Source organism: Halomonas sp. HMF6819, assembly GCF_044335525.1.
In the GTDB taxonomy this organism is placed as follows: domain Bacteria; phylum Pseudomonadota; class Gammaproteobacteria; order Pseudomonadales; family Halomonadaceae; genus Vreelandella.
Genome location: NZ_JBIQVY010000005.1, coordinates 44,860 through 64,778, shown reverse-complemented (window position 1 = coordinate 64,778; position 19,919 = coordinate 44,860). Strand labels below are relative to the sequence as shown.

20 protein-coding genes, 2 tRNA genes and 1 pseudogene are annotated in these 19,919 nt (G+C 60.5%); 15 read left to right on the top strand and 8 right to left on the bottom strand.

Going from position 1 to position 19,919, the window contains the following annotated elements; all coding sequences use genetic code 11:
- The first annotated feature begins 85 nt into the window (after positions 1-85).
- From ACGLWX_RS14550 to dcd, 3 genes and pseudogenes are all read left to right on the top strand, one after another.
- Complete coding sequence (locus ACGLWX_RS14550) at positions 86-1,312, top strand: kinesin (RefSeq protein WP_396240729.1); 1,227 nt, start codon at positions 86-88, stop codon at positions 1,310-1,312.
- Positions 1,313-1,442: 130 nt separating this feature from the next.
- Positions 1,443-2,258: pseudogene (gene apbC / locus ACGLWX_RS14545) on the top strand (iron-sulfur cluster carrier protein ApbC); the annotation flags it as partial.
- A gap of 9 nt (positions 2,259-2,267) precedes the next feature.
- On the top strand, positions 2,268-2,834 hold the full coding sequence (gene dcd, locus ACGLWX_RS14540; RefSeq protein ID WP_252109239.1) for a dCTP deaminase: 567 nt from the start codon (positions 2,268-2,270) through the stop codon (positions 2,832-2,834).
- A gap of 78 nt (positions 2,835-2,912) precedes the next feature.
- Here the strand turns inward: dcd and purN are convergent, their stop codons facing one another.
- Complete coding sequence (gene purN / locus ACGLWX_RS14535) at positions 2,913-3,647, bottom strand: phosphoribosylglycinamide formyltransferase (protein ID WP_396240727.1); 735 nt, start codon at positions 3,645-3,647, stop codon at positions 2,913-2,915.
- Entirely contained in the window at positions 3,644-4,726 is a 1,083-nt protein-coding gene (purM, locus tag ACGLWX_RS14530) for a phosphoribosylformylglycinamidine cyclo-ligase (RefSeq protein WP_396240725.1), read from the bottom strand. Before purM ends, purN begins: the two co-directional genes overlap by 4 nt.
- A gap of 195 nt (positions 4,727-4,921) precedes the next feature.
- Here purM and ACGLWX_RS14525 point away from each other — a divergent pair, with 195 nt between their 5' ends.
- Both ACGLWX_RS14525 and hda read left to right on the top strand, forming a co-directional pair.
- Positions 4,922-6,028, top strand: a complete 1,107-nt coding sequence (locus ACGLWX_RS14525) for an AI-2E family transporter (protein WP_396240723.1) — start codon at positions 4,922-4,924, stop codon at positions 6,026-6,028.
- On the top strand, positions 6,025-6,729 hold the full coding sequence (hda, locus tag ACGLWX_RS14520; RefSeq protein ID WP_252109235.1) for a DnaA regulatory inactivator Hda: 705 nt from the start codon (positions 6,025-6,027) through the stop codon (positions 6,727-6,729). Before ACGLWX_RS14525 ends, hda begins: the two co-directional genes overlap by 4 nt.
- A gap of 29 nt (positions 6,730-6,758) precedes the next feature.
- Here hda and ACGLWX_RS14515 read toward each other — a convergent pair whose 3' ends face one another.
- The gene (locus tag ACGLWX_RS14515) at positions 6,759-7,133 is read right to left on the bottom strand and encodes a phasin family protein (RefSeq protein ID WP_396240721.1); all 375 of its coding nucleotides are present in this window, start codon (positions 7,131-7,133) and stop codon (positions 6,759-6,761) included.
- Positions 7,134-7,441: 308 nt separating this feature from the next.
- On the opposite strand from ACGLWX_RS14515, the gene ACGLWX_RS14510 reads away from it, so the two are divergent.
- Positions 7,442-8,818, top strand: a complete 1,377-nt coding sequence (locus tag ACGLWX_RS14510; RefSeq protein WP_252109233.1) for a lyase family protein — start codon at positions 7,442-7,444, stop codon at positions 8,816-8,818.
- 18 nt (positions 8,819-8,836) lie between these two features.
- Here ACGLWX_RS14510 and ACGLWX_RS14505 read toward each other — a convergent pair whose 3' ends face one another.
- Positions 8,837-9,907: an endonuclease/exonuclease/phosphatase family protein gene (locus tag ACGLWX_RS14505; RefSeq protein ID WP_396240719.1), complete on the bottom strand. Its 1,071-nt coding sequence runs from the start codon at positions 9,905-9,907 to the stop codon at positions 8,837-8,839.
- A gap of 167 nt (positions 9,908-10,074) precedes the next feature.
- Between ACGLWX_RS14505 and ACGLWX_RS14500 the strand changes: the two genes are divergently transcribed.
- Positions 10,075-10,151, top strand: a tRNA-Val gene (locus ACGLWX_RS14500).
- A gap of 33 nt (positions 10,152-10,184) precedes the next feature.
- Positions 10,185-10,261: transfer RNA gene (locus ACGLWX_RS14495), tRNA-Val, on the top strand.
- 60 nt (positions 10,262-10,321) lie between these two features.
- Here ACGLWX_RS14495 and ACGLWX_RS14490 read toward each other — a convergent pair.
- From ACGLWX_RS14490 to ACGLWX_RS14475, 4 genes are all read right to left on the bottom strand, one after another.
- Positions 10,322-10,819: a GAF domain-containing protein gene (locus ACGLWX_RS14490; protein ID WP_396240717.1), complete on the bottom strand. Its 498-nt coding sequence runs from the start codon at positions 10,817-10,819 to the stop codon at positions 10,322-10,324.
- Between the two features lie 93 nt (positions 10,820-10,912).
- On the bottom strand, positions 10,913-11,707 hold the full coding sequence (locus ACGLWX_RS14485) for a MetQ/NlpA family ABC transporter substrate-binding protein (protein ID WP_396240715.1): 795 nt from the start codon (positions 11,705-11,707) through the stop codon (positions 10,913-10,915).
- 148 nt (positions 11,708-11,855) lie between these two features.
- Positions 11,856-12,509: a methionine ABC transporter permease gene (locus tag ACGLWX_RS14480; RefSeq protein ID WP_252109230.1), complete on the bottom strand. Its 654-nt coding sequence runs from the start codon at positions 12,507-12,509 to the stop codon at positions 11,856-11,858.
- Entirely contained in the window at positions 12,490-13,533 is a 1,044-nt protein-coding gene (locus ACGLWX_RS14475) for a methionine ABC transporter ATP-binding protein (protein WP_252109229.1), read from the bottom strand. The genes ACGLWX_RS14480 and ACGLWX_RS14475 overlap by 20 nt, the downstream gene beginning before the upstream one ends.
- 412 nt (positions 13,534-13,945) lie before the next feature.
- Between ACGLWX_RS14475 and ACGLWX_RS14470 the strand changes: the two genes are divergently transcribed.
- The 7 genes from ACGLWX_RS14470 to ACGLWX_RS14440 all read left to right on the top strand — a co-directional run bounded on the left by ACGLWX_RS14470 (position 13,946) and on the right by ACGLWX_RS14440 (position 19,916).
- Complete coding sequence (locus tag ACGLWX_RS14470) at positions 13,946-14,566, top strand: riboflavin synthase subunit alpha (protein ID WP_396240713.1); 621 nt, start codon at positions 13,946-13,948, stop codon at positions 14,564-14,566.
- Between the two features lie 218 nt (positions 14,567-14,784).
- Positions 14,785-16,083 (top strand): NCS2 family permease, encoded by a 1,299-nt coding sequence (locus ACGLWX_RS14465; RefSeq protein ID WP_396240711.1) that lies wholly within the window; start codon positions 14,785-14,787, stop codon positions 16,081-16,083.
- 38 nt (positions 16,084-16,121) lie between these two features.
- On the top strand, positions 16,122-16,667 hold the full coding sequence (locus ACGLWX_RS14460; protein ID WP_252109226.1) for an adenine phosphoribosyltransferase: 546 nt from the start codon (positions 16,122-16,124) through the stop codon (positions 16,665-16,667).
- 7 nt (positions 16,668-16,674) lie between these two features.
- On the top strand, positions 16,675-17,154 hold the full coding sequence (gene gpt / locus ACGLWX_RS14455; RefSeq protein ID WP_252109225.1) for a xanthine phosphoribosyltransferase: 480 nt from the start codon (positions 16,675-16,677) through the stop codon (positions 17,152-17,154).
- 6 nt (positions 17,155-17,160) lie between these two features.
- Positions 17,161-17,844, top strand: coding sequence for a uracil-DNA glycosylase (gene ung, locus ACGLWX_RS14450; protein WP_252109224.1), 684 nt, complete (start codon positions 17,161-17,163; stop codon positions 17,842-17,844).
- 80 nt (positions 17,845-17,924) lie between these two features.
- Entirely contained in the window at positions 17,925-18,554 is a 630-nt protein-coding gene (gene upp, locus ACGLWX_RS14445; RefSeq protein ID WP_252109223.1) for a uracil phosphoribosyltransferase, read from the top strand.
- Between the two features lie 132 nt (positions 18,555-18,686).
- Positions 18,687-19,916 carry a uracil-xanthine permease family protein gene (locus ACGLWX_RS14440; RefSeq protein ID WP_396240709.1) on the top strand — a complete coding sequence of 410 codons (1,230 nt, stop codon included), beginning with the start codon at positions 18,687-18,689 and terminating at the stop codon, positions 19,914-19,916.
- Positions 19,917-19,919: the final 3 nt, after the last annotated feature.

Below are 19,919 nucleotides of genomic sequence, written 5' to 3'. Positions count from 1 at the left end.
GAGAATAACTGGCGGGTGTCGGGCAAGTTAACTACTGTTTTTAAATACCAACTTTGACTATCAACAGATTCTTCAGGGACGCACCATGGCAGATGACAACAAGCTGGACCAACAACCCACCGGTCAGCCTCACGGCCGTAAGCTCAGCACCAGCGAGCTGTTCAAACACAACCGCGTTCGGGCCATTGCCGGCATCGCCGCCGTGGCCGTCGTGTGGGCCATCATGGCGCAGTCCAACGCCAATACCCATCGCGATCGTATCGACGTGCTGGAAAACGATTTGGCGACGTCCGAGCAGCAAAATCAGCGCCTGAGCCAGCGCGTTAGCGAAATCGAGCAGGCGGAAACCGATCTTGGCGCGATGCGCGAAGAGATCGCTTCGCTAGAGCAGCGCCAGGCAGATGCACAGCAAAGCGTGCAGCAGGCCGAGGAAGAGGCCCAGACGATTCAGTCACGTCTGGAAGAACTTCAAAACCAGCGCGATTCGCTGCAGCAGGAAGTCGAGGGCCTCGAGCAGGAGCTTCAAAACGCCCAGGACAACATGCAGTCGCTGCGCGACGAGCGTGACGAGATCACCTCGACGCGGGACGAAGCGCAGTCGAATCTGGATCAGATCGAGCAGGCGCGTGAAAGCGCCGAAGAGGCCCGCCAGGAAGCAGAAACCGCTCGCCAGCAGGCCGAAGAGCAGCGCCAGGAGGTGCTCGACGCGCAAAACGAAGCCCAGCAGCAGCTCGAGGAATTCGAAAGCCAGGTCAGCGACGCCGAAGAGCGCCTTGCATCGCTACAAGAAGAGATCGATAGCGCCCAGCAGGAGGTCGACCAGCTTGAAAGCGAGCGTGAAAGCGCCAGCAGCGAGCGAGATGATCTTCAGTCGGAAATCGATTCGCTCACTGAGCAGCGCGACGAGCAGGCGCAGAGCCTAACCCAAGTCCGCTCGGAAATGGACGATCTCATGGTGGCCCTCGATATGGGCCGCGAAGAACTCTCAAACGTCGAAAGCGATATTGAAACGCGTGAGCAGCAGCTTGAGCGGCTGGAAAGCCAGCTCAGCGACTGGCGCGAAGAGCTATCCGCGCTCGACGCTCGCTTGGAAGTCGATGACGCTAGTGAAGACGAGGTGCCCAACCTGGCTCCTAACGGCCAGCAGTCGAACCAGGGTGGCCAAGGCGAACAGAGCCAATCGTCTCAAGGGCAGTCCGGTCAAGGTCAGAACAATCAGAGTCAGAGTTCAAGCCAGTCCGGCGAATCCAACGGGGCATCCTCGCAAGATGAAGACGAGAAGGAGGTTGAGGAGCAGAGTAGCGCTCAGTAAAGCGTTTTCTCTTGAAAGGGCATTGCTGAGGATTCGTTACGCGGGTACGGCAAACGCCGTACCCGCTTTTTATCGTTTCGAGTTTATGAACCGGGCGTCAGCGCGTATGATTTAGCCACTTAAACGCTGTGCTAAGGAGCGTACAATGGATGGGATCAAGCACATCATTGCGGTGGCGTCCGGTAAGGGGGGCGTGGGTAAATCCACCGTCACCGTGAATTTGGCGCTGGCGCTGGCCGCCCAAGGGTATCGCGTCGGGGTGCTCGACGCCGATATCTATGGCCCAAGCCAGGCTCAAATGCTCGGTGTCGAAGAGGGTACGCGCCCCCAGCCCGCCGGCGAAAACGCATTTATGCCGCTTCAGGCCCACGGGCTCAAGGCGATGTCGATGGCGTTTCTGGTCAACTCGCGCGATGCGATGGTGTGGCGCGGGCCGATGGTCGTCGGCGCTTTTCAGCAGATGCTCAATCAAACCCAGTGGGGCGAGCTCGACTTTCTGCTGATCGATATGCCGCCAGGCACCGGCGACATCCAGTTGACACTTGCCCAGAAAGTGCCCGTATCCGGCGCGGTGATCGTCACGACTCCCCAGGACATCGCGCTACTGGATGCGCGCAAGGGCATCGAGATGTTTCGCAAGGTCAACGTGCCGGTGGTTGGCGTGGTCGAGAACATGAGTCTTTACAAGTGCGAAAGCTGTGGCCACGAGGCGGCCATTTTCGGCACCGGCGGCGGCGAGCGCATCGCCCAGGAGTACGCCACGAAAGTGTTGGGGCGCCTACCGCTGGCGATGTCCATTCGCGAGCTGGCGGACTCCGGCAAGCCCACGGTAGTCTCAAACCCCGAAAGCGACGAGAGCCAAACCTTTGCCGAAATCGCCCGCCAGGTGGCGGATTCGGTGATGGGAACGCAACAAAGCGGCCCCACGATTTCCTTTAGCGAGTGATGAGCAGCAATGAGTATTCAGTCTGACAAGTGGATTCGCCGGATGGCGCAAAGTGACGCCATGATCGAGCCCTTCGAGCCCGGTCAGGTGCGCCACGTCAACGACCAGCGGGTCATCTCCTACGGCACCTCGAGCTACGGCTACGACGTGCGCTGCTCCGACGAGTTCAAGGTGTTTACTAACATCCACTCGGCGATCGTCGACCCCAAGGCTTTTGATGACAAGAGCTTCGTCGACGTGAAGGGCGATGTCTGCATCATTCCGCCCAACTCCTTTGCGCTGGCGCGCACCGTGGAGTACTTTCGTATTCCGCGTAACGTGCTCACCATTTGCCTGGGCAAATCGACCTACGCGCGCTGCGGTATCATCGTCAATGTCACGCCGCTGGAGCCGGAGTGGGAGGGCCACGTGACGCTGGAATTCTCCAACACCACGAATCTTCCGGCGAAGATTTACGCCCACGAAGGCGTGGCGCAGATGCTCTTTCTCGCCGCCGACGAGGAGTGTGAAACCTCCTACAAGGATCGGGGTGGTAAGTACATGGGCCAGCGCGGCGTGACGCTGCCACGTACCTGACCCTTTTGGTCATTGCATCGAAAGCCGTATAAAAAAAGCGCGCCTGCAAAGGCGCGCTTTTTGCTCACAAGGGAGCCGTCAAACGTCTTCGTCGAGCTCTTCGGCGGCGTCGTCGTGAGACAGCCGCATCCCCTGGGGCGGTAACGGCTGGCCGTCGATGGTGACCTTGTCGCTCGAGTAGTTGAGCCGGCCCTGCAAAAACCACTGCACGGCGATGGGCAGGATCAAGTGCTCGCGGGCGTGCACCTTCTCCTTCAGGCTCTGCTCGTCGTCGCCTTCGTCGATGCGACACTCGGCCTGGATCACGACCGGGCCGCCGTCGAGCTCTTCGGTGACGAAGTGCACGCTACAGCCGTGCAGATTGCGACCATCGGCGAGCGCCCGGGCGTGGGTGTTGAGCCCCTGATAGTCCGGCAGCAGCGACGGGTGGATATTGAGCATCTTGCCCAGAAAGCGCTGCACGAAGCGCGGCGTCAAAATGCGCATGAAGCCTGCCAGCACGATCAGGTCCGGCTCATGGCGCTCGATCACCTTGATCAGCGCGCCGTCGTAGGCCTCACGGCTTTCGTACTCGCGGTGGGGCAGGGCAACTGCTTCGATGCCGGCTTCGTGAGCGCGCTTGAGCCCGAACGCGGCGGGCTCGTTGGAGATCACCGCGACGATGTCGCCGCCCAGCCGGTCGTGGCTCTGGGCTTCGATCAGCGCGGCCAGGTTGCTGCCGCTGCCGGAAATCAGTACCACGATGCGGCGCTGATCGACCGGCTCCGGCGTCATGTCGTTGAGCGTGTCGCTGCCGTACTCGTTATCGCTCACTGCTGGGCCTCTCCCGCGGCGAGGTTCTCGAGTACCACCGCTTGCTCTTCACGCGTGACGATCTCGCCGATGCGATAGACGGTTTCGCCCTGATCCTTTAGATAGCTCATGGCCTCGTCGGCTTGCGCCTGGGGTACGACGACCACCATGCCAATGCCGCAGTTGAGCACTCGGTGCATCTCCACTTCGCTGACATTGCCCTTGGCCTGCAGCCAGTTGAAGACTTCCGGGCGCTGCCAGCTGCTGACGTCGACGCGCGCGGCCAGGTGCTCCGGCAGCACGCGGGGAATGTTTTCCAGCAGGCCGCCGCCGGTGATGTGCGACAGCGCGTGAATCGAAAGCTCGCTTTCGCGCAGCATGGAAAGAAGCGGCTTGACGTAGATGCGCGTCGGCGCCATCAGCGCATCGCCCAACGGCTGACCGTCCAGGGGCTCGTCCAGTGAGGCGCTGCTGACGTCCAGAATCTTGCGGATCAGCGAGTAGCCGTTAGAGTGGGGCCCGGACGAGGCCATACCCAGCAGCACGTCGCCTTCACCGACCTTGCTTCCATCGAGAATCTCGGATTTTTCGACCACGCCGACGCAGAAGCCGGCCAGGTCGTAGTCGTTGCCTTCGTACATGCCCGGCATTTCCGCGGTTTCACCGCCGACCAGTGCGCAGCCCGCCTGCTCGCAGCCGGCGCCGATACCGGTCACCACGTCGGCGGCGATGTCGACATCGAGCTTGCCAGTGGCGTAGTAGTCGAGAAACAGAAACGGCTCGGCGCCGGCGACGACTAGGTCGTTGACGCACATGGCGACCAGATCGATGCCAATGGTGTCGTGCTTGCCAAGATCCATCGCCAGGCGCAGCTTGGTGCCCACGCCGTCGGTGCCGGTGACCAGCACCGGCTGACGGTAGCCCTCGGGCAGCTCGCAAAGCGCGCCGAAGCCCCCCAGACCGCCCATGACCTCGGGGCGCGTCGTGCGCTTGGCCACGTGCTTGATGCGCTCTACCAGGGCGTTACCGGCATCGATATCGACTCCGGCATCCTTGTAGCTAAGTGACGGGGAAGCCTGAGGAGGGGTTGTCTGGGTCATGACAGGTCCTTTGGAGCCTATAGCAGTACGGGATAGGAAGGGTCGCGGCCGCAGGCGGCCGATAATTCGGCGGATTGTACCATTTGGCATCGATTGCCGCATTGTCCTGTCGAGTTATCGTGCAAGACACGTTATCTTACAACGATAACATGACGTTATGTCGCGACTGGCGACCCTCCAAGGAGCGATTCGAGTATGCGCCACTCTACCTGGGCCGCGGTGTTTATCCTGCTGCTGGTGGGTCTTGTCTACCTGCTGGATTCGGTGCTCATGCCGTTCGTGGCAGGGATGATCCTCGCTTATCTGGTCGACCCCATCGCCAACAAGCTACAGCAGTGGGGCATGAAGCGCCCGCTGGCGGTGGCCAGCGTCTTCGTCGTGCTCTTTTTACTGCTGGCTGCGGCGCTGTTGATCCTGATTCCGCTGATCGTCTCGCAGATCAAGCAGCTTGGCGAGGTGCTGCCCGACATCTTCACCTGGGTCGAAAATCGCCTGGCGCCCCAGGTGCTTGAGTGGACCGGCTACGACGTGCGCGCCGAACTTGGCAACGTGAAAACCGCGCTGTTGGAGAACTGGCGCGACGCCGGCGGCTATCTGGCTCAGGCACTGACGAGCATCGGCCGTTCCAGCGCGGCGTTCGTCACCTGGATCACCTACGTCGCTCTGATTCCCGTGGTCACCTTCTATCTGCTGCTCGACTGGGACCACCTGCTGGCCAATCTGGCGGATCTGGTGCCGCGCCACTACGCCCGCGATACGGCCAGACTCGCCAAGCGCTGCGATGCTGTGCTGGCCGCGTTCTTGAGAGGCCAGCTTCTGGTCATGCTAAGTCTTGGCGTGATTTACGCCCTGGGGCTGACGCTGATCGGGCTCAATTTTGGGCTTTTGATCGGCGTGGTGTCGGGGCTTGTCAGCATCGTGCCTTTTTTGGGTTTCATCGTCGGGCTGGGGGTGGCGCTGGTGGTCGCGTTTTTCCAGTTCGAAAGCTGGTGGGGGCTGGTTGGGGTGCTGGGCGTGTTCAGCGTGGGGCAGGTGATGGAGAGCGTGGTGCTTCAGCCAAAGCTTCTGGGCGACAAGATTGGCCTGCACCCGGTGGCGGTGATTTTCGCCGTGCTGGCCGGGGGCAGTCTTTTTGGGTTGACTGGCGTACTATTGGCGCTACCCGCCGCCGCGGTCATCATGGTGCTTTTGCGCGAGGTGATCGAGCGGTATAAAAATAGCGAGCTGTACGGCGAAGCGAAGCTTACCAACGCCGAGTCGCCTAACCGGCTCGATCACGACAGGGACAGGGAGATTCCATGAGCAGAGTGCCGGCTCAGCTGCCGCTGGGCGTCGGGCTTCGCGACGACGCCACCTTCGATAACTACTTCGCCTCCAGTGCCAACGCCTCGCTTTTGACCTCGCTTGGCCGCCAGCTCGAGCCGGACGCGGAGCCCTTCGTTTATCTATGGGGCTCGCCGGGCAGCGGGCGAAGCCACCTGTTGCAGGCCGCTTGCCATGCCGCTTCGGATCGTGACAAGCGCGCGCTCTATCTGCCGCTGGAGGATTTGGGCCACTTCCCGCCGCTGATGCTCGAGGATATCGAACGCCTCGACCTGGTGGCGATCGATGATCTTGAGTGCGTGATCGGTCGCAAACGCTGGGAAGAGGCGCTTTTTCACGCCTTCAACCGGCTGCGTGACGCCAATAAAGGGCTGATCATCGCCGCCAGCGCACCGCCGCGCCAGCTCAACGTGGCGCTGTCGGATTTAGCCTCGCGGCTAAGCTTCGGGGTGACTTATCACCTGCATTCGCTGGACGACGCGGACCGTTTGCAGGCGTTGAAGCTGCGCGCCGGGGCAAGGGGAATGGAGCTTCCCGACGATGTGGCCCGCTATATTCTGCACCGCGGCCCGCGGGAGCTTGGTGAACTTTGCATGGCGATCGAAACTCTCGATCAGGCATCGCTATCGGCCAAGCGCAAACTGACCATTCCTTTCGTTAAATCGGCGCTTGGCTGGTAGCCGCCCGCGGGCGGCCGGGCGGTTTCCCGTTAGGCGGTTTGGCGCATTTTGCTGGCCAGCTGCTGCGCCTTTTGCACATTCTCTTCGGTCAGTTTTTGGCTTTGTCGAAAGAAGTCGCGCTGAATCGATGTCATCTGATCGGCATTGCCCTTGAGGCGCTCGGCCAGCGTTTTAGCCACGCGCTGCTGGCCTTCCATGTAATCGCGAAGCTCGGCGGTGTCCTTCACCCGCATTAACTGGCGCGCCTGCTCCAGTCCCAGGTCGACGTAGGCCTTATGCGCACTGAGCTGGGCATTGACCAGTTTTTCAGACGTCTCCACGCCGAGCGACAAGAATGCCTGCAGGGGGCCGAGAAAAAGCGAATGGAACTGCTCGTTGGTTGGCGAGTGTTTGAATGTTGCCATGGTGTTTCTCCTTGAAGTCGAGTGACGAGAGCAAGCCCCGTCCTTGAGGCCGTGTCCTCGCTCGTATCGCATCAGGTTTTATCCCGCTGCCTGCCTTTTTGCTGCTATGCAGCATAGCAATCGTTTTTGTGCGCTGCAATATAGTGGCGTAGTGGGCAGCATGTGTGCGGTCCATTTGAATGCTCGATTGGCGCTAAGGGGCGGCTCGACGTTGTCGATAGCCGATCCAGTGGCTAGGGTAAAGTGGGTAGTTTGCTAAACGCGTCAACGGCGGCCGAACGAGCGGCTCGCTTTAAAGGAGAAAACGTATGGAAACACGTATCGAGCGCGACAGCATGGGGGAGCTCGAGGTACCGGCTAGCGCGCTGTATGGCGCTCAGACCCAGCGGGCGATCAATAACTTTCCGGTATCGAACACGCCGATGCCCACCGCTTTCGTGCATGCGGTGGCCCGCATCAAGCTTGCCGCGGCGCGCAGTAACCTGGCTCTAGGGCACCTCGACGAGCCGCGCGCCCGCGCCATCGAAAAAGCCGCCCAGGCGGTGATCGACGGCGAGCACGACGACCAGTTCCCGATCGATGTCTACCAGACCGGCTCCGGTACCTCGACCAACATGAACGTCAACGAGGTGCTCGCAACGCTTGCCTCGCGGGAAGGCGTCGAGGTCACTCCCAACGATCACGTCAACATGGGCCAGTCGAGCAACGACGTCATCCCCAGCGCCATCCACGTCGCCGCCGCGATCGCCGTCAAGGAGTCGCTTCGCCCGGCGCTTTTGACCCTGCGCGATGCGATCGACCAGCGCGCCGAGGAGCTCAAGGATGTCGTCAAGACCGGGCGCACCCATCTGATGGACGCGATGCCGCTGCGTATGGATCAAGAGCTTGGCGCGTGGTCGAGCCAGGTGGGTCAGGCCATCGAGCGTTTCGACAGCGCCATGACGCGCCTGCAGCGTCTGGCTCAGGGCGGTACCGCGGTAGGCACCGGAATCAACGCACCTGAAGGGTTTGCCGAGAAGATGGCCGAAGAGCTCAGCCGCCAGACCGGGCTTTCATTCACGCCCAACGACAGCTTTTTTGCCAGCCTTTCGAGCCAGGATGCTGCCGTCGAGCTCTCCGGCCAGCTCAAGGGGTTTGCCTGCGTGGTGATGAAGATCGCCAATGACCTTCGCTGGATGAACTCCGGGCCGCTCGCCGGGCTTGGCGAGATCGAGCTCGAGGCGCTGCAGCCGGGCAGCTCTATCATGCCGGGTAAGGTGAATCCGGTGATTCCCGAATCCGCCGCTCAGGCCGCCGCTCAGGTGATCGGCCTCGATAGCGCCATCACGGTGGCCGGGCAAAGCGGTAACTTCCAGCTCAACGTCATGCTGCCGCTGGTCGCCTCGAACCTTTTAAGCGCCATCACGCTGATGAGCAACACCGCAAGCCTTTTGGCCACCCGCGCTATCGCCACCTTCAAGGTGCGCGAGGATCATCTCCAGGAGCCGCTGGCGCGAAATCCTATCCTCGTAACCGCGCTCAATAGCACCATCGGTTACAACGCCGCCGCCGCGGTCGCCAAGAAGGCGTACCAGGCGGGGCGGCCGATCATCGATGTGGCCGAAGAAGAAACCGATCTGGATCGCGAAACGCTCGAGCGCCTTCTTGATCCTGCCGTGCTGACCAAAGGCGGCGTTCCGGAGTAAGCGAGCGGGCAGGGCGGGTTACTTCTCCTGTTTCTCCGTCTTGCCCTCCTGGATCGTCTCGTTCGCCTCTTCACGCTCCTCTTCGGTTGCATCCGGCGTTGGCTGCTCGTCCTGACGCGAGGGGCGGTAGCAGAAGGTGGCGAGAATCGGGAAGTGATCCGAGCCAAACCCTCTTAGGCGATGCATGTCGACCAAGGTGAAGTGCTCGGTGACGAAAATATGATCCAGCGGCCAGCGCATGAACGGATAGTTGGCGTGGAAGGTGCTGAACATGCCGCGCCCGCGGCGTGGGTCGAGCATGCCGCCCACGCGGCAGAAGCGCCGCGTGGTACGCGACCAAGCCACGTCGTTGAGATCCCCCGCAACCAGAGAGGGTTTCGGGTCTTCGTGGATGTGTTTGCCAACCCATAAAAGCTCGGCATCGCGCCATAGCGACTTGTCACTTTCGCTGGGGGCCGGCGGGCGCGGGTGAACCGCGTAGAGACGTACTCGCGCGCCGCTGTCGAGCGTCACATAGGTGTGTACCGACGGGATATCGTCCTGTATGAGCCATTTGACTTCGGTGTCGGTCAATTCCAGGCGCGAATAAAGGTGCATGCCGTAAAGATTGTCCAGCGGTATGCGAACGCTGTGCGGCCACCTGTCGTTGAGTGCGGCGTCGAGCTGGTCGCCCCACCATTGATCCGACTCCAGCGTCAAAACGATGTCCGGCTGGTTCGCTTCGATCAGCTCGATCAACCCCTTGGCATTACGGTTGGGCGTTAGCACGTTGGAGACCAAAAGCTTGAGGGTTTGATCTTCGGGCGGGTTTTGAGCGTTTTGAACCTCGATGGGCCAGAGCTTCGTCCAGGGCAGTATGTAGCCAACCTGCACAAACAGGGTAATCAGCGAAACGATGCCAGCAACGGACCGCCAGTGGCCGGGGTCGAGCAGGAAATAAACGGCCAGGGCGTTCAGTAGGGCAACGATAGCGATTTGAACACGGGGGAATTCGAAGCTGCGAACGAGCCACCAGCGAAGACGAATGTGCGGAACCGCCGTGACCAGCAGCAAGAGCAGCGAAATGCCGCCCAACAAGAGCTCAGGCAAATCAGTCTCCTTAACATGGGATAAACAATACACGAGTAAGCTTAGCTGCCTCGCGAAAGACGTGTCGATGTAAAAGAGAACTTTCTTTTCAACACTCTATAAAAAAGCGTTCGACAAAAAAACGGTTGCAATTACGCCATGAAAAGATAGAATACGCACCGCACTGAAGGACCATAGCTCAGTTGGTTAGAGCGCCACGTTGACATCGTGGAGGTCGGCGGTTCAAATCCGCCTGGTCCTACCATTTGCTCTTAAGCAGTGGATCAGTGGCTATTGAAGGACCATAGCTCAGTTGGTTAGAGCGCCACGTTGACATCGTGGAGGTCGGCGGTTCAAATCCGCCTGGTCCTACCAGAATTCAAAAACGCCCCGGCCTTTAGGTCGGGGCGTTTTGCGTTGCGAGAAATAAATCCGTCAAGCCACGCCGCTGGGAAGGTGTAGGTCGGTGCGGGCAATGAACGTCGCGACCAGCGCCTCTATGCCAGCCTGATCCTCCTGGCTAAAGCGCGCGGGCTCAGGGCTGTCGATATCGAGTACGCCCCACACTTTGCCATCGACCACGATAGGGACGACCAGCTCCGCGTTCGAGTCGGCGTCGCAGGCGATGTGATCCGCCACGGCGTGCACGTCGTCGACCCGTTGAGTGGATTGAGTGCGCGCCGCCGCACCGCATACGCCTTTATCAAAAGGAATCGGGTGGCAGGCGGGTTTGCCCTGGAAGGCGCCCAAGTGCAGTACCTGTGGTGAGCGCTGCTGGTAAAAGCCCACCCAGTTGAGCGAGGCGAGCGACTGCATGAGAAACGCGCTGGTCTGGGCGCTGTTGGTCAACCAGTCGCGAGTATCGAGCAGAGCCTCGAGCTGGCGATTCAAAAGGGCGTAGTCGACGTTTGGCGGGGATTCAGCGTTTGGCATGGTCACCTCGTGAGAACCAGAAAGAGACAGGCCGGCCATCATGGGGCCGGCCTGTCATACCCGGCGATGTCGCCGGGCACCTTGAGACGAGTATTACTCGGTCCAGCCGGGTACCGCGCCGCCCTGGAAGAGCTCCTCGGCTTTTTCGATTACTTCGTCGCGCTGGTAGGCATCGACGAGCTGCTGGATCTCCTCACGCTCTTCGTCGCCGCTGCGTACCGCAATCAGGTTGACGTAGGGCGACTCGGCGCCTTCACGCACCAGCGCGTCGTCCAGATTAAGGCCAGCCGGCTGGGCAAACGTGTTGTTGATGAAGGCCATGTCGACGTCCGGCAGAATGCGCGGCAGCTGGGCGGCTTCGATCTCGCGGAAACGGAAATCGCGCGGGTTCTCGGCGATGTCGATCGGCGTTGCTTCCAGGTTTTCCGGATCGTTGAGCGTGATCAGGCCTTCGTTGTGCATCAAAATCAGCGAGCGACCTTCGTTGGTCGGGTCGTTGGGTAGCGCGATCTGCGCGCCGTCCGGCAGTTCCTCGAGACTGTCGTACTTCTCAGAGTAGGCGCCGATCGGGTAGACGAAGGTGTAGCCGGCGGCAACCAAGTCATAGCCGCGGTCGCTGTTCATCGTTTCCAGGTAGGGCGCGTGCTGGTAGGCGTTGGCATCGAGGCTGCCGTCGGCCAGCGCCGCGTTGGGCGTAACGTAATCGGTGAACTCGATGATTTCGACGTCCAGGTTGTACTCTTCCTTGGCGATGCGCGCGGCGACCTGCATCACTTCGGTTTCCGGGCCGGCCACGGTACCCATTTTGATGCTTTTGGCTTCTTCTGCATGGGCAACGTTGATTGCCAGGGCCAGCGCGGTCAAACCGCCGAGTAGCTGCTTTTGCATGATTTCTCTCCTGTGAATGGGCCTATCGGTGTTAACGTAATCGGTATTATAGCAATAAAAATCCGACCCATAATGCTTTCCAGTTATATATGTGACGCGTCGGCCGATTTCAAGGAGCTATTTACGTTCACTCTTGTGAACCAGGGCGTTATTTACGGTCGCTCTTGCGCACCAGATAGTCGCCCAGACTCTGAAAACCCTGCACCATGACCACCAGCACCACTACCGTGATCAGCATGATGGTGGGGTTGAAGCGATTGTAGCCGTAGCGAATGCCCAAATCTCCCAGCCCGCCGCCGCCGACCGCGCCAGCCATGGCGGAGTAGCTCACCAGCGTCACCACGGTAATGGTGAGGCCAGTGATGATGCCGCCGCGCGCCTCGGGGATCAGCACCTTGCAGATGATCTGCCAGGGTGTGGCGCCCATCGCCTGGGCAGATTCGACCAGCCCGGGTGAGATTTCGTTGAGTGCGCCTTCGATCAGGCGTGCCACGAACGGGATCGCCGCGATGGTCAGCGGCACCGAGGCGGCGTTGATGCCGATCGAAGTGCCCACCAGCATCCGCGTGAAAGGAATGATGGCGACCATCAAAATGATGAAAGGAATCGAGCGGCCGATGTTGGTGACAAGGCTCAACACTTGGTTGAGTACCGGCATTGCCAGTATCTGGCGCGGGCGGGTCACGTAGAGCAGCACGCCCAGCGGCAGGCCTAAAAGCGTGGCGATGACCCCGGAGACCGCGACCATATAGAGCGTATCGAGGGTGGCCTGCAGAACAAGATCAAACATCGCGCTGGACATAGCCTAGTACCTCTACCTGTAGTTGATGCGCCTGAAGATACGCCATGGCTTGCTGGGTCTGCTCGGGGCTTCCTAAAAGCTCGGCGATCATCAGCCCTAGCGTGCGCTCCTGAATGGATTCGACCTTGGCCTGCAGAATACTGACGTCGACGCTGCACTCGCGGGCGAGGCGTGAAATGAGCGGCGTGGAAACCGCATCACCCGAGAATGTCAGGCGCACGACCGGATGGCTCTGAGGCCCCTGGGTGTCGGAGAGCCTGGCGATCAGCTCCTTGGGTGGGCTGAGTTGCAAGAAGTCGTTGAGAAACTCGCGCCCGAGCTGGGTAGTTGGGGCGGTGAAGAAGTCGCCGACGTCGGCGTCCTCGACGAGCTCGCCGCCGGAAATCAGGCTGACCCGGTGGCAGATCGACTTCACCACCTCCATCTCGTGGGTGATCAGCAAAATCGTGATGCCAAGCGTTTGGTTGATGTCGCGCAGAAGCTCGAGAATCGAGCTGGTGGTTTGCGGGTCGAGCGCCGAGGTCGCCTCGTCGCACAAAAGTACCTGGGGGTTGCTCGCAAGCGCTCGGGCGATCGCCACGCGCTGCTTCTGGCCGCCGGAGAGTTGGGCGGGGTACATGCGAGCCTTATCGGCCAGACCCACCATGTCCAAAAGCGGCGTCACGCGGGCTTTGATATCGGCGCGCTTTTGGCCCATCAGCTCCAGCGGCAGGGCCACGTTGTCGAAGACCGTGCGCGTGGTCAGCAGGTTGAAGTGCTGAAAAATCATGCCGATGCGGTGGCGGGTCCGGTTGAGCTCGCGCCGATTGAGCGTGGTAATCTCGCGGCCATCGAGCGAAACGCGGCCTTCGCTGGGGCGCTCGAGCAGGTTGACGCAGCGAATCAGCGTCGATTTGCCGGCGCCGGAAAGCCCGATCACGCCGTGAATGGCGCCCTTGGGAACGGTGAGATTGACGTTTTTGAGGGCGTGGACCGCGCGGGGTCCGCTGCCAAAGGTTTTACTGACGTTACTAAGTTCGATCATGGCGTCTGCCTTTACGTGAGGCCGAAGACGGGAAGGGGCGGGGCTAAAACAAAAAAGCCACCCCGGACGGGTGGCCATCAACGCTGGACACTCCCTTTTAGCTGCACTTCACCGCCGTTGGCTGGTGGACGCCCGCAATCCGGGTATAAATCGGCGTCTATCGTCGTTGCGGCGAAAGTCTAAATAGGCCCCGACAGGTTGTCAATGTAGACCGGGTGCCGGGCGATGACCGACAAAATCGGTTGCGATCGACGCACAGACAAGCGTTTTGAGTGCCTTTATCGCGCATTATGGAGAAAGGACGCTATCGCCAACAATCGATGCAATCGCACTTTGGCCTTGCCGGCTTAAAAAGCGATAATGACGCTTTGATCCCGACCCTTGATGGTCGGGCGCCAATCAGGGGGGAGTGATGTTTACAGGTATCGTGCAGGGAGTCGCTCGCGTGGTCGAAGTGCGCGAGCTCGAGGAGTTTCGAACCCACGTGGTAACGCTCGAGGCGCCACTCAATGAAGGGCTCGAACTCGGGGCATCGGTATCCCACAACGGCGTGTGTTTGACCGTGACCGCGATCGACGGCGAGCGGGTCAGCTTCGATCTGATGCGCGAGACGCTCAGGCTGACCAATCTTGGTGCGCTGGAGGTGGGCGACTGCGTTAATATAGAGCGCGCCGCGCGCTTTGGTGATGAGATTGGCGGTCATTCGATGTCTGGCCACATCATTAGCATGGCGGGCGTCGTGGCAATTGACGAGGCGCCCAATAACCGCCGACTCTGGTTTTCGCTGCCAGCAGCGCTTGGCCGTTTCGTCTTCGAGAAGGGCTATATCGGCGTCGATGGTATCAGTCTCACCGTGGGCGACGTGCGTCCGGCCGGCGATCGGGTGGAGTTCAGCGTCAACCTGATTCCCGAAACCCTTGAGCGCACGGTATTGGGTGAGCGCCTGCCGGGGTCTTGGGTGAACATCGAAATCGACCCGCAAACCCAAGTGATCGTCGAAACCGTCGAGCGGGTGCTGGCAGCGCGGACGTAATGCCGTAGTGGCTCAGGGCGCGCAATAGAGTGGTCGTATCGAAGGCCGGGTTTGACCGAACGGTTAATGGATGGCCTGAAGCTTGCTAGACAGTGAGTGACAACATAATGGCGGGCTTGCCCGCACTCATGAGCGGCGCACTACCGGCTCGCATCGGTTTGGGGCTTTCGGTAGACTGTGCGGCTTTTCTTGGCAAAGGGCGCAGGGAACATAACGATATGAAGGGTCTGGATAACTATTTCAAGCTCACTGAGCAAAACACCAGTGTCAAAACCGAGGTGATTGCGGGCGTCACCACGTTTTTGACCATGGCCTACATCATCTTCGTCAACCCGAGCATTCTGTCGGAAGCGGGGATGGACTACGGCGCGGTGTTCGTGGCGACCTGTATTGCCGCTGCCATCGGCTGTTTCGTGATGGGGCTCTGGGCCAATTACCCCATTGCGCAAGCGCCGGGCATGGGCCTTAACGCCTTCTTTACCTACGGCGTGGTGCTGGGAATGGGCTACACTTGGGAGGCGGCGCTCGGCGCGGTGTTCCTGTCGGGCTTGACCTTCTTTTTGCTGAGTATTTTCAAAATTCGCGAGTGGATCATCAACTCCATTCCCATGTCGTTGCGCCTGGGCATCGCGGCGGGGATCGGGCTGTTTTTGGCCATGATCGCGCTGAAAAACGCCGGTATCGTCGTGGAGAACCCGGCAACGCTGGTGTCGCTTGGCGATTTGACCCAGCCGTCGGCCATCTACGCGATGGTGGGCTTTTTTGTCATCACCGCACTTGCGTACCGAAACGTCACCGGCGCGGTGATGATCGGTATTCTCGGCGTGACCGTGGTGTCGATGCTGCTGGGCCATAACCAGTACGGTGGGCTGATGTCAATGCCGCCGTCCATCGCGCCAACCTTTATGGCGATGGATCTTGCGGGCGCGCTGGACGTGGCGATGCTCAGCGTCATCTTCGCCTTTTTGTTCGTGGATTTGTTCGACACCTCCGGCACCCTGGTCGGCGTTGCCCACCGCGGCAAGCTGTTGGACAAGGACGGCAAGCTTCCGCGCATTGGACGCGCGATGATGGCGGACAGCACCGCCTCCATGTCCGGCGCTGTGCTCGGCACCTCGACCACCACGAGCTACATCGAATCCACCGCGGGCATCGCCTCCGGCGGGCGCACGGGCCTCACCGCCGTGGTGGTCGGCGTGCTGTTTTTGATCAGCCTGTTCTTCGCCCCGCTTGCTGGCTCCATTCCGGCCTATGCTACCGCTGGCGCGCTTTTGTACGTAGCGGTGCTGATGGCGGGAAGCCTGGCCCACGCCAACTGGGAAGACGCCACCGACGCCGCCCCAGTGCTGATCGCCGCGCTCGCCATGCCGCTGACGTTCTCCATCGCCGACGGGATCGCCCTTGGGTTCATCAGCTTCGTTGGCATCAAAACGCTCTCCGGGCGCTTTGCGGATCTCAATCCGGCGGTGGTCGTGCTGGGGCTTCTGTTCGCAGTTAAATTCTTCTTTTTCGGCTAGGCTCGCGCCTGGCCTTTTACCAACCCATGAGAGACGCGATGAGCATCTACGGCGACTACATCAAGTCCGTTATTCGCACGGTTCCCGACTGGCCTGAACAGGGCGTCAATTTTCGCGACATTACCCCTTTGCTGCAAAACAGCTCGGCCTTTCGTAAACTGATCGATAGCTTCGTACACCGCTATCAGGACATGGATCTGGATGCCATCGCGGCGATCGATGCGCGCGGCTTCATCATCGGCGCGCCGCTGGCCTACGAGCTTGGCTGCAGCTTCGTACCGGTGCGCAAGAAGGGCAAACTGCCGTTCAAGACCATTAGTGAAACCTACACGCTGGAGTACGGTCACTCCGAAGTAGAGCTTCACGCCGATGCTTTTGAGCAGCAGGATCGCATTTTGCTGATGGACGATCTGATCGCCACCGGTGGCACCATGCTTGCCGCCGCCAATTTGATCCAAAGAAGCGGCGGTCAGGTCGTTGAAACCTCGACCATCATCGATCTGCCGGAGCTTGGCGGCTCGCAAAAGATTCGCGACGCGGGCTTTAGCGTGTTCGCAGTATGTTCCTTCAACGAAGACGAGTGACGCCCCCATGAGCAGCGAACGCTACCATCAGCATTTTACGGTGTCCTGGGACCAGCTTCACCGCGACGTGCGCGCCCTTTGCCACCAGCTCATCGAGCGCGACTTCAAGGGCATCGTTGCGATTACTCGGGGCGGGTTGATTCCGGCCGCGCTGATCGCCCGCGAGCTCAACATCCGACTGATCGATACGGTCTGCATCAAAAGCTATGACCACATGGATCAGGGCGGACTTGGCGTATTGAAAGGCGTCGATCATGACGGCGACGGCTGGCTTCTGGTCGACGACCTGGTCGATACCGGCAAGACCGCTCGCGCGGTGCGCGAAATGCTCCCCAAGGCGCACTTCGTCACCATTTACGCCAAGCCTGACGGACGCCCGCTGGTCGATCAATACCTGACCGAAGTCGGCCAAAACTGCTGGATCCAGTTTCCCTGGGACATGGGCGTTGCCTATGTCGAGCCGCTCGCCGACCAAATCAAAAAGTGAGATGAGATGACCGACCCTTTACCGAAAGAGTGGAGTCAGTGGCTGGGCCAGGAGTTCCAGGCCGATTACATGGCCTCGCTCAAGGCGTTTCTGGCCGAAGAGAAAGCGGCGAAAAAGGTGATCTACCCGCACTCGTCGAACTGGTTTCGCGCCTTCGAGCTTACGCCGCTTTCTCAGGTAAAGGTCGTCATTTTGGGTCAGGACCCGTATCACGGGCCCAACCAGGCCCACGGGCTCTGCTTTTCGGTCATGCCCGGGGTGCCGGCGCCGCCATCGCTGGTCAATATCTATAAAGAGCTTGAAAGCGATGTCGGCTTCACCCCGGTCAATCACGGGTTTCTCGAGGCCTGGGCCAAACAGGGCGTGCTGCTTTTGAACACTGCGCTGACCGTCGAGCGCGGAAACGCCGCCTCGCACCGCGGTAAGGGGTGGGAAGGCTTTACTGACGCGGCGATCAAAACGGTGAGTGAACACGCCGAGCCTTGCGTTTTCCTGCTGTGGGGTAGCCACGCGCGGCAGAAGAAAGCGCTGATCGATCAGTCGCGGCATTTGATTCTGGAATCGCCGCACCCGTCGCCGCTGTCGGCCCATCGTGGCTTTCTGGGTAATCGGCACTTTTCCCAAGCCAACCGTTTTCTGGAAGAGCAGGGGCGCGCGCCGATCACCTGGCAATTGCCCGCGACCCCTTAACCTTGTTCCCGGTTGCGGGTAGAATAGCGCGCAATTTTGCGCCGGCCGGGCGCTTTTAAACCCTGCAGTGAGGTAGTTCCATGAGTGTTTACGCCATTAATCATCCGCTCGTCCAGCACAAGTTGGGCCTCATGCGGGAAGGGGGTCTGAGCACCAAGAGCTTTCGCGAACTGGCAGGGGAAGTAGCCAAACTGCTGACCTATGAAGCGACCAAGGATCTCGAAATCGAGGATCATGAGATCGAGGGCTGGAACGGCGAGCGCATCAAGACCCAGCGCTTGAAGGGCAAGAAGGTCACCGTGGTGCCGATCCTGCGCGCCGGCCTGGGCATGCTCGAAGGCGTCACCGACCTGATCCCCAGCGCCCGGGTCAGCGTGGTTGGGCTTTATCGCGATGAAGAGACGCTCCAGCCGGTCCCCTATTTTTCCAAGTTCGCCAACGATATCGAAGAGCGCATGGCGATCGTCATCGACCCGATGCTCGCCACCGGCGGCTCGATGATTGCCACGCTCGACATGCTGCGCGAGCGCGGCTGCGAAAGCATGAAAGTGATCGTGCTGGTCGCGGCGCCGGAAGGGATCGAGCGCGTGCGCGAAGCGCACCCGGATATCGATATCTACACCGCCTCCGTCGATGAGCGCCTGGACGAGAACGGCTATATCGTGCCTGGGCTGGGCGACGCCGGCGACAAGATCTTCGGAACGCGCTGATCGCGTTTCATACCATGCCCCTTGCGCTTTGCGCCGGGGGCTTTTTTTTGGGTGGCGACTGCAAGCCGCTCTATACCGCACACGACAACGCCGGTGCCCGTCGGGTGCCATGAGTACGTTAAGGAACGTAATATGAGTACCGTTTCATCCCGTGAGTCCTGGCCCAGAACGCTTCTGACCGGCGCGCAGATGCTCTTCGTGGCCTTTGGCGCGCTGGTGCTGGTGCCGCTTTTGACCGGCCTGGATCCGAGCGTGGCGCTGTTTACCGCTGGCGTCGGCACGCTGGTTTTTCACGGCGTGACCCGTCAAAGCGTGCCGGTGTTTCTGGCGTCATCCTTTGCCTTTATCGCGCCGATTCAGGGCTCGATTGCCCACTTTGGCGTATCGGCGACGATGGGCGGGCTGATTGCTGCGGGCCTAGTTTATACCGTTATCTCTCAAATCGTTCGATTAAAAGGGGTGGGGTGGCTGAATCGACTGTTACCGCCGGTCGTGGTGGGGCCGGTGATCATGGTGATCGGCCTTGCTCTGGCGCCAACGGCGGTCAGTATGGCAGTGGGGGATACCAGCGATAACATTGACTACGGTCAGGCGATCTTTCTCTCCATGGCGAGCCTTTTCGTCACCCTGATGCTGGCGGTGTTCGGCCGCGGGCTTTTGCGCCTGGTGCCGATCATGGGCGGGGTCGTCACCGGCTATACGCTGGCGCTGATCATGGGTGTGGTCGATTTCACGCCCATCCTCGAGGCGGCCTGGCTGTCGGTGCCGGCCTTCACCGCGCCGAGCTTTCACTGGGCAGCGATTCTGTTCATGATTCCTGTCGCGATCGCCCCGGCGGTCGAGCATATCGGCGACATGGTGGCGATCGGCTCGGTCACGCGGCAAAACTATCTGGAAAAGCCCGGCCTGCACCGCACGCTATTGGGTGACGGCCTGGCCACCATGGTAGCAGCGCTGTTTGGTGGCCCGCCCAACACGACCTACTCGGAAGTCACCGGCGCCGTGACGCTCACCCGCGCGTTCAACCCGATCTACATGATCGTCGCCGCGGTGTTGGCGATTGTGCTGGCTTTCATCAGCAAGCTCGGCGCGCTGTTGCTGACCATTCCCGGCCCGGTCATGGGCGGTATCATGACGCTGCTGTTCGGCTCGATCGCGGTGGTGGGCATGAACACCCTGGTGCGCGCCGGGCAGTCGCTGACCGAGCCGCGCAATCTGGTCGTTGTGTCGTTGATCCTGGTCTTCGGCATCGGCGGTATGCAGTTTGGTGGCGGGCAGTTCACCCTTCAGGGCGTTAGCCTGGCCGCGCTGGTCGGCATCGTGCTCAACGCCATTCTTCCCCCGGAAAAAGAGCTCGCCTAGGCG